This is a genomic window from Haloferax sp. DFSO60, assembly GCF_046557615.1.
In the GTDB taxonomy this organism is placed as follows: Archaea; Halobacteriota; Halobacteria; order Halobacteriales; family Haloferacaceae; genus Haloferax.
Map to the genome: position 1 here is coordinate 583266 of NZ_JBKIII010000002.1, position 13645 is coordinate 596910.

Sequence of the window (13645 nt, forward strand, 5' to 3'; positions counted from 1 at the left end):
ACTATTCGATTTTTCGACCCCGTAGTTGATTATCGGTGCTGATATTCGAGGCCGTGGATTTATGGAGCGGATTCTGGACCGTTTGCTAATGAGTAGAAATCTCGTCGATGAAGCCCAAATTCGGCTTCCAGATGCGATTACACAGAGCTACATGAGACAGCTCGTTTCGATATTACTTCTCGTTTCAATTCTCGTTGCTGGTATTGGGATTATTCAGTACCAGCAGACTGCGACCACGTTAGACGAAAACGCTCGCGAAGACCTACTGACCGAAGCAGAGCGCCAGTCGGTTCAGGTCGAGTCGTGGTTCGAGACGCGCACGCGACTCGCAACGATCGTCGCCGACGACCCCTCGACTAGTAGTGCGGTCCAAGAGCGTGCATCTGGCGCACTCGCCGATGCGAAAGCGGACATGCCCGCAGACGTCGCTGGTCTCTATCTAATCAACACCGAGACGACGGAAGTCATCAGTTCCTCGGAAGACGGGGCCATCGGGTCGCAGTTGTTCGAAAGCGGGTCGCTCCCCGTTTCCGGCGGGACGAATTTCCAAGACGACAAAGTCGATAGGACGAACGTCTACGTCTCGGATGGCGTCGCGTACATCGGCTTCGTTGCCCCGCTCTCGTCTGTCGAACCGCAAGCAATCGTGTTAGTCGCCGAAGCATCCTCGCTCGGCACTGCGTTCGAGGGGAGCATCGAAGGCGAATTCACGCAAATCGTCTCGTCCGACGGTAACGTGTTCTACGATGGCGGCGGCGGACAAGCCGGTGTCATGTACCCGGCGTTCGGTTCGGCAGGACTACAAGGCGCATTTGCCGGAAGCACGGACGTCTCGCGTCTCGCTCCCGTCGAGGGGTTCGTTTCGTCACCGCACGTCGTCGCGCACGTCCCGCTCGAAGGAGGCGACGTATTGCTTCTTCACGCACCCGCGAGCAACGTGTACGCCCTCTCCCAATCTGTCGGTATCCAAATTGCGACGCTCATCATCTTGAGTCTCCTCGGCTTCGTCGCGTTTACGCTCCTCATCCGTGTGGGCACCGCCGTCCCACTTATCGACCTCTCTGAAACCGTCTCGTCGCTCCGAAGCGGTGATTTGGACGTCGACGTGGAGACAATGCGAAACGACGAACTCGGACAGGTCATTGTCGGTATCGACAACCTCCGGAACGACCTCAAAGACCAGCGACAGGACGCCCGTCGATACAGCGAGTCGATGTCGGCGGCGGCCGATGGTGATTTGACGGTTCGCCTCCCCGACGATTCCGACAGCCAGGACATGCGCATGGTCGCCGACGCCTACAACGAGATGATGGACGATATCGAACAGACCGTTGCAACCGTCACGGCCTTCGGCGAAGACGTCTCGTCACTCGCTAATCGCGTCGCCGAGCGCGCCGACGAAGTGGCCACCGCGAGCGAAGAGGTGTCCGAATCCGTCCAGCAGATTTCTGCCGGTGCTGGCGAACAGACCGATAGCCTCGTCGCGGTCACCAACGAGGTCAACGGCCTCTCGGCGTCGGTCCAGCAAATCGCTTCCTCTGCGGACGAACTCGTCCGACTCACCGAAGAGGCAGAACAACGCTCGCGTGACGGACAGGGCGCGGCAACCGAGGCACTCTCCGACATCGAGACGATTCGCTCCGAAACCGATGCCACCGTCGAAGAAGTCCACGAACTCGACGAGCGACTCTCTCGCGTCGGCGAAATTGTGGACGTGATTACGGAAATCGCCGAGCAGACGGACATCCTCGCGCTCAACGCCAACATCGAGGCCGCCCGCGCAGGCGAAGCAGGAGAAGGGTTCGCTGTCGTCTCCAACGAGGTCAAATCGCTCGCACAGGAGACGAAATCCTCTGCTGGAGATATTCAGTCGCTCATCGACGAAATCGAAGTCCAGCGCGATGCCGTTATCGCGCGTATCGAACGCATGCAAACCCGCGTCGAAGAGGGTGCAGAGTCCGTCGATGATGCGCTCGCCTCCTTCGACGGCATCGTCGAGCGCGTCGAAGAGACGAGCGCGAGCGTCCGCGAGATCTCCGATGCGACGCAGAGTCAGGCGAATTCCTCACAAGAGGTGTTGTCGATGACCGACGAAATCGCTGGTATCTCCGAAGAGACGACGGCCGAAGCGGAGAACGTCTCGGCGGCCGCCCAACAGCAGAGTGCTGCACTCCTCGGCGTCAACAACGACGTCCGCGAACTGTCGAGCTACGTCACGCACCTCGATGACCTCCTCGACGAGTTCGACGTGTCGAGTGACGAGGTGGCCGACGCATCGCTCGATGGAGTTCGTGCTTCGTCCGTTGAGACGCACGAAGAATCGACCGAGGTGGACACCGACGCACACCTGTTCGACCCAGTGGCGGTGGAACACTAAGATGCAAGTCGAGGAGATAATGAGCAAACCGGTCGCCACGGTCGGAGATGACGCCTCCGTGGCGGACTGTGCCCGCACCATGCTCGAACACGGTGCAGGAAGTGTCGTCGTCGAAATCGACAAGACGCCCGCAGGCATCATCACTGAGTCAGACGCGCTTCGAGCGGGTGTTAAAAGCGGTCGTCCACTACACAAAATTCCAGCACGGGCGGTCATGTCGAGTCCAATCAAGTGGATTCGTCCCGACTCGACAGTTCGTGTTGCGGCGAAAAAGATGCAAGACGAACGCGTGAAGAAACTCGTCGTCGTCGATGGCGCGAAGATGGTCGGCGTCATCACCGCGACTGATATCGCCTTCCACGTGTCTGATGTCGCTCGCGGCGTCGGCGAGATGATCGATTTAAAGAAGAAGTGGGAGTCGAATAGGCGATTTCGGTAGGGCGGTTGGGGAGTTCTGTTTAGGCACCCTCGTTTGCAAAACGGATGAACAGGTAGCCAACGCTGAGAGCGGCTGCGACCAACGCGACCGCGCCAATTGCTCGAAGTGGAGTATCGAATGCAAGAGCCACCGCCAGGAAGCAGGCCGGAAGAAACACGCCGAAGAGGAGTTTCCAGGGGAGAAAGAAGCGGGTCCAGCGGTGCATCACTCTCACGTACAGTGTAGCTTCTGAAGAGGGTTGAGACAGATTTGAACCTCACTCGCAACGCTTCTGCGTTGCTCGCTGGTTCAAATCTACCCCACCGGCACGACTCACGCGACTCACGAGTGTCGAACACACGCTACGCGGTGCTCGAAGTGTAGTTCGTCGGTAGAAGATAGTGGGTTGGGGCAGATTTGAACTGCCGGCCTCCTCCATGTCAAGGAGGTGTCATAACCAGACTAGACCACCAACCCGATTGTGCAAACTCGTCCAAACCCGCATTACGTGAGAAGTGAGTGGGTTGGGGCAGATTTGAACTGCCGGCCTCCTCCATGTCAAGGAGGTGTCATAACCAGACTAGACCACCAACCCGGTGTGTTGCTTCCCACGCCCGTTCGGACGTATCTCTCAGTTGTCCGGGGGTACAATTTAAGCTTTCGAATCAAACCCTGTGTGGCGATTCTCGACACGATGTGCGTAGACGCTGCAAAACGCCTCTTCTGACTCTCCTCTGTGAGACGACCTCTGAGTCGCGGCGAAATTCACCACCCCGACATGTTTAAGTCGATGTGCATATTTGTACATCATAACACGAACTCGTACATCGGTGACTACCAATGCAGGATTATATCGAACGGGTAACGGCTGGCGCTGACCTGACGGTCGAAGAGGCGCGAACGGTCTCCCGTACAGTATTTTCGGACGCGACAGAGGCGCAAATCGGCGGGTTGCTGACGGCCCTCCGTGCGAAAGGTGAGACCGAAGCAGAAATCGCAGGCTTCGCACAGGGCATGCGCGACGCCGCCCGAACGATTTCGCCGTCGCGTAAACCACTCGTCGATACCTGTGGGACCGGCGGCGACGACTACGACACTATCAACGTCTCGACCACGAGTGCACTCGTCGCCGCAGGCGCGGGCGCGGCAGTCGCCAAGCACGGCAACTACTCCGTCTCTTCTTCCTCCGGGAGTGCGGACGTACTCGAAGTCGCTGGCGTCAACGTCGAGGCCGAACCCGATGCTGTCGAGCAATCCATCGAGCGCAACGGTGTCGGCTTCATGCTCGCACCGGTGTTCCACCCAGCGATGAAAGCCGTCATCGGCCCGCGCAAAGAACTGGGCATGCGCACTATCTTCAACGTCCTCGGCCCGCTGACCAACCCCGCTGGCGCAGACGCCCAAGTACTGGGTGTCTACGACCCTGACCTCGTCCCAATCATCGCGCGCGCCCTCTCTCACATGCCTGTCGAGCGCGCCCTCGTCGTCCACGGCTCCGGCATGGACGAAATCGCCCTCCACGATGCGACCACCGTCGCCGAAGTCAATGGCGACGACATCTCCGAATACGTTCTGACCCCCGCTGACCTCGGGCTCGAAGCCGCCCCAATCGACGCCGTTTCGGGCGGTTCTCCCGAAGAGAATGCCCGCGACCTCGAAGGCATCCTGAACGGCGACGTGACCGGCCCAAAACGCGACCTCATTCTCGCCAACGCGGGCGCGGCAATCTACGTTGCGGGACTCGCTGAATCGCTCGAAGGCGGTGTGTGCGCCGCACGCGACGCTATCGACTCCGGCTCGGCTGCCGCAAAGCTCGACGCACTCCGGGAGGCCTGAATGGTCCGCGTGAAAGTCTGCGGGTTCACTCGCGAAGAAGACCTGAACGCTGCCGAGGCCGCCGGTGTGGACGCTATCGGCGTCATCGCCGACGTGCCAGTCGATACCCCACGAGAAGTCTCAGTCGAGCGCGCCCGTGAACTCGTTTCAGGAGTCTCGCCGTTCGTCGCGACGACGCTCGTCACCATGCCCGATTCGGTCGAACACGCTCGTGAACTCGCTCGCGAGGTCCGCCCCGACATCCTGCAACTCCACGCTGACTTCTCGGTCGTTGAACTCGCGTCCATCAGCGAGGTGGGCGTTCGCGTCGTTCCCGTCGTCGCCGCCACAGACCTCGAACGTGCCCGCGAAGTCGATTCGGTCGCCGATGCCATCCTCGTTGACACGCCCTCCGAATCCGGTGCGGGCGGAACCGGCGAGACCCACGACTGGGACGCCGCCCGCAAACTCGTCGAAGCAGTCGAAACACCGGTCATCCTCGCCGGTGGCCTGACACCCGAGAACGTCGCCGACGCCGTGAAAACGGCCGCTCCGTACGGTGTCGATGTCGCCAGTGGCGTCGAACGAGAGGGAGGAATCAAAGACCAGAGTGCAGTCTCGAAATTCGTCTCACGGGCGAAAGACGAGTCCTCGAAGGCAGACGTGTTCAAGAACGCAGGAGTGTTCGCATGACGCCGGAGACTCTTCGAAACGAGTTCGTCGAACAGGTCGAAGCGTACGACGAACCACTCGTTGCACACCTCGCAACCGACCTCGACATCACCGCCGAACCGCTCGCGGCGTACACGACGCTCACCGACCGAAGCGACTACGGATTCCTCTTGGAGAGCGCCGAGAAGGTCTCTTCGAGTAACCCACAGGGTGCGTTTTCGTCGGCGAATACAGCCGCAGAATCACACGCTCGCTACTCGTTCGTCGGCTACGACCCCGAAGCGGTCGTGACGGTCGGCCCCGACGGCTTCGACGTGACCGACCTCGGCGGTCCTGCGACCGAGTTCATCCGCGAAACCGAAGGAGATGTACTCGACTCGCTCCGCGGTGCGCTTCCTGCACTCCCCAGAGTTAATTTCCCCGAACACGACCGACAGACGCTCACCGGCGGCTTGGTCGGCTTTCTCGCCTACGAAGCCGTCTACGACCTCTGGCTGGAAGAAGTCGGTCGAACTCGCCCGGAGACAGAAAATCCAGACGCCGAGTTCGTGCTGACCACACGGACGCTCGCGTTCGACCACCGCGAAGACACCGTGCAGTTGGTTTGCACCCCGGTCATCACTCCCGACGACGACCCCGGTGAGGTGTACGATTCGGTCGTCGCCGAAGCAGAGCGCGTCGCCGAACGACTCGAAGACGCCGACCTGCCGACGCTCGGTGGGTTCGAACGAACTGCTGAAGAGAGCGAATCGAGTGCGTCGTACAAAGAGACGGTTCGAAAGACCAAAGAACACGTCCGCGACGGCGACATCTATCAGGGTGTTCTCTCGCGCACGCGGCGACTTCGGGGGCAAATCGACCCAGTTGGCCTGTACAAATCACTCCGCGAAGTCAACCCCTCGCCGTACATGTACCTCCTGCGCCACGGCGACAGACACGTCGTCGGTGCGAGTCCCGAAACGCTCGTCTCCGTTCGCGGCGACCGAGTCGTCGTCAACCCGATTGCGGGAACTTGCCAGCGCGGGTCGGGCCCGGTCGAAGACCGCCGACTCGCGGGCGAACTCCTCGCCGACGACAAAGAGCGCGCAGAACACACGATGCTCGTGGACCTCGGTCGCAACGACGTTCGCCGTGTCTCTTCGCCCGGGAGCGTCCGCGTCGAGGAGTTCATGAGCGTCGTCAAGTACAGCCACGTCCAGCACATCGAATCGACGGTCACGGGCTCTCTTGATGCCGGTTTCGACGCGTTCGACGCCACCCGCGCGACGTTCCCTGCGGGGACGCTCACCGGCGCACCGAAGGTCCGCGCCATGGAGATTATCGACGACCTCGAATCCTCCCCGCGCGGCGTCTACGGCGGCGGCGTCGGATACTACTCGTGGACCGGTGACGCCGACACGGCCATCGTCATTCGGACGGCGACAGTCGATACCGCGGGTGACGAAGACGAAATCACGGTTCGTGCAGGTGCGGGCATCGTCGCCGACTCCGACCCAGCCTCCGAGTACGAAGAGACAGAACAGAAGATGGGCGGCGTGTTGGACGCACTCCGCCGCATCGAGTACGAACCACAGGAGCCACGCCAATGACCCGACTCGTCATCGTCGACAACTTCGACTCGTTTACGTACAACCTCGTGGAGTACTTCTCCGAGCAGACGGTCGCAGGCGATAGTCTCGATATCGAAGTTCGGAAGAACACTGCTTCGCTCGACGAAATTCGGGCTCTGGAACCGGATGCACTGGTCATCTCGCCCGGCCCCGGTCACCCGAAAAACGACCGCGACGTGGGTGTGACGAACGACGTCCTCCGTGAACTCTCGACTGAGATTCCAACACTCGGCGTCTGTCTCGGGCTGGAGGCTGCCGTTTACGCCTACGGGGGAACCATCGGCCACGCACCTGAACCAATCCACGGGAAGGCCTATCCCATCGACCACGACGACATCGGCGTCTTCTCCGGGCTCGAACAGGGCTTCCCCGCCGGGCGCTACCATTCGCTCGTCGCAACCGAGGTCCCCGACTGTTTCGAAGTCTCGGCGACGACGAATCACGACGGCGAGGCCCTGGTCATGGGCGTCCGTCACCGAGAGTACCCAATCGAGTGTGTCCAGTTCCACCCTGAGAGCGTACTCACTGGGTCCGGACACGGTATCGTTGGCAACTTCCTCTCGTCGGTTGCGGGGCTCGAAGTCGCCACTCACTAACACTTCGAAGGCTTTTCTGAAAATCCGTCGTCGCGGCCGTTAGATGACGTTGATACCGAAGAACGACAGGAGCAACAGCGCCCCGACGACGATGGCCGCGATGGTCACGAGTCGCCATGCGACTTTGAGAACGACTCTGCCCACGAGAACGACGATTGCGATGCCAACGATGACGGCGAGAAGTTGCCCGAGCGGTGTCGCAAGAAGCCCCCCAGCTTGGAGGATAACGAGGAGCAGTGGAGTCAGTACCATATCTAGATATGACACCGGGGGAGCGAATAAGTTTGCGGCACGCTATCGACCACCGAGAACAGTTGGCTCAGCGCGCCCGAAATCGGCGAATTTCACTCCCTTTTTGTGGGCATTTTATCCAACATATGGATTCTGACACATTTACAGACTATATTTTGACGTGATTCCTTTATAATGTCCCATGGAATGCGAGACAGCGCCCCATGAGAGTGTTTCAGCGTGTGCTAGTCCCCCCTCACATTCTACTGGATAAGACAGTCACGTCTAGCGGTTTTTCGGTGTTTAATTTCACTTCCACTCCGCTCTAACTACCGTTATGTGGCCAGCGTGCCTCCATTGAAATTGTACGTAATGGGCAACGGCAGGCCCCTCAGAAATATACAAACTCAATCTGATACTTCTGGGGCGCAATTGGCGCAGAGTCCGAAGCCTTAACCGACCACATCACACACACAACTATCGTCACAAATGAGCGGACTTTCACGAACCTACGAACCCAACACTGCCCGAACACGATTCGGGCAGGAGGAATAGTCTATGAGCGACGCTGAACTCTCTGCGGACGAACTCGTCCTCCCGATTAAACGCACAGACGGCGACACGCTCGCCGAGCGCATGACGGGCAACGCATACAACAATATTCTGCCCGCGCGCTACCTGCGCAAAGACGCAAACGGGGACCTCATCGAGACCCAGGAGGACCTCTTCCCCCGTGTTGCGAAGAACATCGCACTCGCCGAAGCCGTCTTCGAAGCCGAGAAACAGGGCCTCGAAATCACCGTCACGCCGGACCTCATCAAGCCCGACCACCCACGCCGTGACGAACTCGCCGAGGAAGTCTTCGGTACGGGCGTCACCGCCGCCGACGACGCCGAAGCGGCCCTCTCCATCTACAACGTCAACAAGTTCGCGTACGAGACGCTCGTACCCGAACTTCCCGACTCTGTCGCCGACGTCGTCGTCGAGAAGCGCGAGACGTTCGAAGAGATGATGAACCAACTCTCCTTTATGCCCAACTCGCCGACCCTGATGAACGCTGGCGACGAACTCCAGCAACTCTCGGCGTGTTTCGTCGACTCTCCGGGCGACGACATCACGGACATCCACCAGACCGCGAAGGAGGCCGCAGAGGTCTTCCAGTCCGGCGGTGGCATGGGCTATGCCTTCTGGAACCTCCGTCCCTATGGTGACGCAGTCGGTTCGACCGGCGGTATCGCCTCCGGCCCAATCACCTTCATGCGGACGTTCGACCAGATGTGTGAGACCATCGCACAGGGCGGTGCCCGACGCGGTGCCCAGATGGGCGTCATGCGCGTCTCGCACCCCGACGTCATCCAGTTCCTCCACGCGAAGAACAAGGACGTCTCGCTCGCACACACGCTTCGCCTGAACGACCCGGACGACTTCACGCACACCAAGTTCGCCGACGCGCTCGACGAAGCGCGCGAACTCATCGACGAGGACGGACGCGTCCCCAAGCACCTCCGCAACGCCGTCGAAGGCCACCTCTCGAACTTCAACATCTCCGTCGGCGTCACCGACGACTTCATGGAGGCACTCTACAACGACGAAGAGTTCGTCTTCACCAACCCGCGCACGGAAGAACCGCACGTCGCCACGCCGCAGACCAAGGAAATTTACGACCTGTTCGGTCTCGGCCACCACGTCGAAGTCGGCGAAGTCCTCTCTGTACCTGCCGAGGAACTCTGGGAACAGATTATCGACGGTGCGTGGGAGAACGGCGAGCCTGGCGTCGTCTACCTCGAACGCGCGAACAAGGAACACTCCTTCGACGTCGAGAAGCACCCCGACCACCGCATCCTCGCGACCAACCCGTGTGGCGAGCAGCCACTCGAAGAGTACGAGGCGTGTAACCTCGGCCACATCAACCTCTCGACGCTCGTCGCGATGGACTCGCCCGACTGGCGCGTCTGGTACGACCAGCACGGCGACGAGTACGACGACATGTCGGCGGCCGTCGATGCCTTCCTCGAAGACGCAATCGACTGGTCGGAGTTCGACCACCGCATCGAGAACGGCACGCGCTTCCTCGAAAACGTCGTCACGATGTCGGACTTCCCCGTGAAGAAGATCGAGGAGAAGGTCCGCGAACTTCGTAAGATTGGCCTCGGCATCATGGGTCTCGCACAGCTCTACATCCAGCTCGGTGTCCGCTACGGTTCGGACGAAGGGAACGAAATCGCCCAACAGCTGATGACCCACATCAACCACGAGTCGAAGTGGGCCTCCCACGAACTCGCCGAAGAGCGCGGTCCCTTCGACGCGTGGGAAGACTCCAAGTACGCGAACCCGACCGAGTACCGCGACTGGTTCGAACACCACACCGGCGAGTCCGCCGACGACTGGGAAGACGGCTTCCCCATCCGCAACCACAACACGACGACTATCGCGCCCACGGGAACCACCTCGATGGTCTCCAACACCACCGGTGGCTGTGAGCCGATTTACAACGTCGCCTACTACAAGAACGTCTCCGACGACGTGCAGGGCGACGAGATGCTCGTCGAGTTCGACGACTACTTCCTCCGCGCGCTGGAGGCCAACGACATCGACGTCGAGTCGGTCAAGCGCGAAGCCCAAGAGCAGATGGCGAACAACGAGTTCGACGGCGTCGATTCGCTCTCGTCGGTTCCGGACGCGATTTCCGAACTGTTCGTCGTCACCGCAGACCTGACCGGTCTCGAACACGCGGGTGTCCAGTGCGCCCTCCAAGAGGGTGTTGACTCCGCTATCTCCAAGACCTGTAACTTCCCGAACTCGGCCTCGAAAGCCGACATGGACGAGGTCTACCGCTACATCTACGACCACGGCGGCAAGGGCGTGACCGTCTACCGCGACGGCACCCGCTCGAAGCAGGTTCTCACGACCCGCGCCAAGAACGCCGAGTTCTCCGACGACGAAGAGGCCGCAGAGGCCATCGTCTCGCAGATTCGCGACGTCTTCGGCGACGTGTCGGCCTTCCTCGAATCCGAGGAAGTCGCCGACCTCATCGGTGGCGAACTCGAACTCGCCTTCGCCGACTCGCCCAGTGAGGTTGGCAAGAAGCGCCCACGCCCCGACGTGCTGTACGGCGTTACCCAGCGCATCGACACGGGCTACGGGAAGCTCTACGTCAACATCAACGAGGACGAGAACGGCGAACCGTTCGAACTGTTCGCCAACATCGGTAACTCCGGTGGCTTTACCGCCTCCTTCACCGAGGCGCTCGCCAAGACCATCTCCACGTCGCTCCGCTCCGGTGTGGACCCAGAGGAAATCGCCAACGAGCTGAAGGGCATTCGGAGCCCGAAGGTCGCCTGGGACAAAGGCGAGCAGATTAACTCCATCCCGGACGCCATCGGCACGGCCATGCGCCGCTACCTCGATAGCGACATCGACAAGGGCTACCCGCGTCAGAAGAACCTGACCGAAGTCGAAGCCGAGGCCGCAGAGAGCCCGGAAGTCGAGGCTGACGAGGCCGCCGACGCCGACGCCGAGGACGACTCGGATGCAATCGCCGACCTGCTCGCGGCCGGTGAGAGCCCCGAATGTCCCGAGTGCGGTGCAATGGAACTCTACTACTCTGAAGGGTGTAAGACCTGCCAGAGCTGCGGTTGGTCCGAGTGCTAAGCGCACGGGACTAACACCGTAGCGTTCTTCGGTTCTTTTCCGCTCTTTTCTCTCATCGATTGGTCGTCGAGCGACTCGGCAGTCAACACTCGTCGACTCGGTGTGAGAAGGTGAGACAGTTCTCGGAACGTGATTGACGTCGTCGTTATCGAAGTGTCACGTACGTCAGCGTAGCGAGCGCGACGAGTTGCAAGCCACGGAGAACGAGGACGGCTTGCTGGACGTGTGGGTCACCCGAGTAGAAACTCTGCATGGTGAAGAAGAAGTAGAGCGCGAAGGCGTTTTCGAGGAGCATTACCACTGCGAACGCGAGCAGACCGAGGACGAGTGCGGTCCGGAAGGTGCGGTAGTTTCGTATCCACACCACACAGAGTGCGGCGAGAAAGACGATATTCACGCCCGAGAGGGCGCTTGCTGCCATGATTTGGGTTCCCATTGCCATCGTGTTACTCCAGTTGTTGTGCGATTTTCTCGAACGTCTCTCGGTTGTACTCGAACTGGTCGGTCAGGAAGTACAACCGCCCGTACTTGTTGTCGCCGCCTTCGATGACGCCGTGTGATTCAAGCATGTCGAGGTGGTGCCTGACGGTCTTGTAGCCGACGTCAAGCTCTTCGGCGAGTCGATTCGCGTTCATCGGGTGGTCAGAGAGACATCGGATGATGCGAACGCGGTTCGCCCCGCCCCGTGTTGCCGTGAGTAAATACCAGAGGGCCTTTTCCATCGACGCTTCTTGCTGCTGATTTGTCGGGGTGCGTAATATTCCCACGGGTTCGTTGCTCGCTATCCGCTGAATCTCAGTCCTCGTCGCGTATGAGCGTTGTTCCACTTCACTTCCAAATCTGGGTAGAATCCGGCAAAATCGGCAGCAGACGGTGGGGAACGGCAGTAAACCATATGCCAATCGCGTCCTACGAACGACATGTATGGAAGACGAGGCCGATGGCGACGCATGCACAATCGAAGTGACACAAGGCCGTCCGTGTCCCTTCTGTGGTGCATCGATGGACCATCGCCATTGCAAGTACGTGTGTCCCGAACACGGCGTCGTCTACGACTGTAGCGACACGTTCTGGTGAGAATGTCTGACACGTTAGCACTGCGTGAGCGTAGTCTCATTGGCTATGGGTTTCCCGGTTGATTTCACGACGGCACGAAGTGTTATGTCGATTGCACCCCAAGAACTGAACACGAATCCGAGTACACTGTCGGCGCTGGACCGACAGGTCTCTCAGTAACGAAACGATGGTAGATGAATCACAGGTCGAAGCCGGAAAAGAAATCCAACAGAAAACTGGCAAGACGTTCTACTTTGCGACGCGCCTCCTCCCACAGCGTGTTCGGCACGCGACGTACGTCTTGTACGCGTTCTTCCGGGTTGCCGACGAAGTTGTCGATGCAGCAGAGACTGCACCCCCAGAAGAACAGCGAGAACAACTCGAACGCCTCCGTGCGGAAGCACTGGGTGAAGTCGAGTCGGACGACTCTGTCTTGTCGGCGTTCGCCGAACTTCGGGAGCGCTACGGCATCGACCCTGACGACGTAAACGTCTTCATCGACGCGATGGAGGCCGATATCGAAAAGGCGCAATATGCGACCTACGAGGAACTCGAAGCCTACATGGACGGGTCTGCATCCGCCGTGGGGCGGATGATGACCTGTGTGATGCGCCCGGCCGACCCCGAAGGTGCGCTCCCGCACGCGACGGCACTCGGACAGGCGTTTCAGATGACGAACTTCCTCCGCGACGTGGGCGAGGACGTCATCGAGCGCGACCGGGTGTACCTCCCGGAGACGACGCTCCAGCGCTACAACCTCACTCACGACGAGGTACTCGACCTCGAATTCGACTATCGGATGATGAACGTGATGCAGGACGAACTCCGCCGAACGGAGTCGCTCTACCGCAAGGGTGTCGCCGGTATCGAGTACCTCCCGGCGGACTGCCAGTTCCCGGTGTTGCTCTCGGCGATTCTCTACGCCGACCACCATCGGTCGATTCGCAAACTCGGCTACGACACGCTCTCGACGACGCCGGAACTGAGTTCCGCACGGAAAGTTGCCCTCCTCCTCAAAACTGGGGCTTACTGGGCCGTGTGGCGCGACCCGGTTGCGGTGTTCAAAGCCGTGAGTGTCGTCCCATATCCGGAAGACGAAGAGTTCGACGCGGAGGCTGGACCGGGTTCGACGCCCACCGCACGAATCCGGAGTCGTGGTCGGTTCGCTGGCTGGCGTCGTGCGTTGAGTCGGTGGGGCTGGGACTGAACGTCAGGGCTG

The 13645-nt window shown here is 60.1% G+C and carries 12 protein-coding genes and 2 tRNA genes; 9 read left to right on the forward strand and 5 right to left on the reverse strand.

Translation table 11 applies throughout. The features are described from left to right. Positions 1 to 88: 88 nt before the first annotated feature. Complete coding sequence (locus ACK509_RS12430; RefSeq protein WP_410766859.1) at positions 89 to 2377, forward strand: methyl-accepting chemotaxis protein; 2289 nt, start codon at positions 89 to 91, stop codon at positions 2375 to 2377. Position 2378: 1 nt separating this feature from the next. Beyond that, positions 2379 to 2816 (forward strand): CBS domain-containing protein, encoded by a 438-nt coding sequence (locus ACK509_RS12435; protein ID WP_410766860.1) that lies wholly within the window; start codon positions 2379 to 2381, stop codon positions 2814 to 2816. A 381-nt stretch (positions 2817 to 3197) separates the two neighbouring features. Here ACK509_RS12435 and ACK509_RS12440 read toward each other — a convergent pair. Continuing rightward, positions 3198 to 3272 (reverse strand) — tRNA-Val (locus tag ACK509_RS12440). A 43-nt stretch (positions 3273 to 3315) separates the two neighbouring features. Further along, a tRNA-Val gene (locus ACK509_RS12445) sits at positions 3316 to 3390 on the reverse strand. Positions 3391 to 3635: 245 nt separating this feature from the next. Here ACK509_RS12445 and trpD point away from each other — a divergent pair. From trpD to trpG, 4 genes are read left to right on the forward strand one after another with little or no spacing between them, the layout of a single operon-like run. Next, on the forward strand, positions 3636 to 4631 hold the full coding sequence (gene trpD, locus ACK509_RS12450) for an anthranilate phosphoribosyltransferase (protein ID WP_410766861.1): 996 nt from the start codon (positions 3636 to 3638) through the stop codon (positions 4629 to 4631). Then, positions 4632 to 5303 (forward strand): phosphoribosylanthranilate isomerase, encoded by a 672-nt coding sequence (locus ACK509_RS12455; protein WP_410766862.1) that lies wholly within the window; start codon positions 4632 to 4634, stop codon positions 5301 to 5303. Continuing rightward, positions 5300 to 6871, forward strand: coding sequence for an anthranilate synthase component I (gene trpE / locus ACK509_RS12460; protein WP_410766863.1), 1572 nt, complete (start codon positions 5300 to 5302; stop codon positions 6869 to 6871). The genes ACK509_RS12455 and trpE overlap by 4 nt, the downstream gene beginning before the upstream one ends. Then, positions 6868 to 7488 (forward strand): anthranilate synthase component II, encoded by a 621-nt coding sequence (trpG, locus tag ACK509_RS12465; RefSeq protein ID WP_410766864.1) that lies wholly within the window; start codon positions 6868 to 6870, stop codon positions 7486 to 7488. The genes trpE and trpG overlap by 4 nt, the downstream gene beginning before the upstream one ends. Positions 7489 to 7527: 39 nt before the next feature. Here the strand turns inward: trpG and ACK509_RS12470 are convergent, their stop codons facing one another. Next, complete coding sequence (locus ACK509_RS12470) at positions 7528 to 7740, reverse strand: hypothetical protein (RefSeq protein ID WP_410766865.1); 213 nt, start codon at positions 7738 to 7740, stop codon at positions 7528 to 7530. 537 nt (positions 7741 to 8277) lie between these two features. On the opposite strand from ACK509_RS12470, the gene ACK509_RS12475 reads away from it, so the two are divergent. Continuing rightward, positions 8278 to 11370: an adenosylcobalamin-dependent ribonucleoside-diphosphate reductase gene (locus ACK509_RS12475; protein ID WP_410766866.1), complete on the forward strand. Its 3093-nt coding sequence runs from the start codon at positions 8278 to 8280 to the stop codon at positions 11368 to 11370. A 145-nt stretch (positions 11371 to 11515) separates the two neighbouring features. On the opposite strand, the gene ACK509_RS12480 is transcribed toward ACK509_RS12475, so the two are convergent. Together ACK509_RS12480 and ACK509_RS12485 are read right to left on the reverse strand one after the other, a co-directional pair. Then, complete coding sequence (locus tag ACK509_RS12480; RefSeq protein ID WP_410766867.1) at positions 11516 to 11812, reverse strand: hypothetical protein; 297 nt, start codon at positions 11810 to 11812, stop codon at positions 11516 to 11518. 4 nt (positions 11813 to 11816) lie between these two features. Beyond that, positions 11817 to 12092 carry an ArsR/SmtB family transcription factor gene (locus ACK509_RS12485; protein WP_410766868.1) on the reverse strand — a complete coding sequence of 92 codons (276 nt, stop codon included), beginning with the start codon at positions 12090 to 12092 and terminating at the stop codon, positions 11817 to 11819. A 202-nt stretch (positions 12093 to 12294) separates the two neighbouring features. On the opposite strand from ACK509_RS12485, the gene ACK509_RS12490 reads away from it, so the two are divergent. After that, the gene (locus ACK509_RS12490; protein WP_410766869.1) at positions 12295 to 12447 is read left to right on the forward strand and encodes an HVO_2523 family zinc finger protein; all 153 of its coding nucleotides are present in this window, start codon (positions 12295 to 12297) and stop codon (positions 12445 to 12447) included. A 166-nt stretch (positions 12448 to 12613) separates the two neighbouring features. After that, positions 12614 to 13633 (forward strand): phytoene/squalene synthase family protein, encoded by a 1020-nt coding sequence (locus ACK509_RS12495; RefSeq protein ID WP_410766870.1) that lies wholly within the window; start codon positions 12614 to 12616, stop codon positions 13631 to 13633. Positions 13634 to 13645 lie beyond the last annotated feature (12 nt).

Excerpts from the sequence above, each read along its gene's own strand:
- ACK509_RS12455 (WP_410766862.1), top strand. The coding sequence starts at position 4,632 with ATGGTCCGCGTGAAAGTCTGCGGGTTCACTCGCGAAGAAGACCTGAAC.
- ACK509_RS12475 (WP_410766866.1), top strand. The coding sequence starts at position 8,278 with ATGAGCGACGCTGAACTCTCTGCGGACGAACTCGTCCTCCCGATTAAA.
- ACK509_RS12470 (WP_410766865.1), bottom strand. The coding sequence starts at position 7,740 with ATGGTACTGACTCCACTGCTCCTCGTTATCCTCCAAGCTGGGGGGCTT.
- ACK509_RS12430 (WP_410766859.1), top strand. The coding sequence starts at position 89 with ATGAGTAGAAATCTCGTCGATGAAGCCCAAATTCGGCTTCCAGATGCG.
- trpG (WP_410766864.1), top strand. The coding sequence starts at position 6,868 with ATGACCCGACTCGTCATCGTCGACAACTTCGACTCGTTTACGTACAAC.
- trpE (WP_410766863.1), top strand. The coding sequence starts at position 5,300 with ATGACGCCGGAGACTCTTCGAAACGAGTTCGTCGAACAGGTCGAAGCG.
- ACK509_RS12485 (WP_410766868.1), bottom strand. The coding sequence starts at position 12,092 with ATGGAAAAGGCCCTCTGGTATTTACTCACGGCAACACGGGGCGGGGCG.
- ACK509_RS12490 (WP_410766869.1), top strand. The coding sequence starts at position 12,295 with ATGGAAGACGAGGCCGATGGCGACGCATGCACAATCGAAGTGACACAA.
- ACK509_RS12480 (WP_410766867.1), bottom strand. The coding sequence starts at position 11,812 with ATGGCAATGGGAACCCAAATCATGGCAGCAAGCGCCCTCTCGGGCGTG.
- ACK509_RS12435 (WP_410766860.1), top strand. The coding sequence starts at position 2,379 with ATGCAAGTCGAGGAGATAATGAGCAAACCGGTCGCCACGGTCGGAGAT.
- ACK509_RS12495 (WP_410766870.1), top strand. The coding sequence starts at position 12,614 with ATGGTAGATGAATCACAGGTCGAAGCCGGAAAAGAAATCCAACAGAAA.
- trpD (WP_410766861.1), top strand. The coding sequence starts at position 3,636 with ATGCAGGATTATATCGAACGGGTAACGGCTGGCGCTGACCTGACGGTC.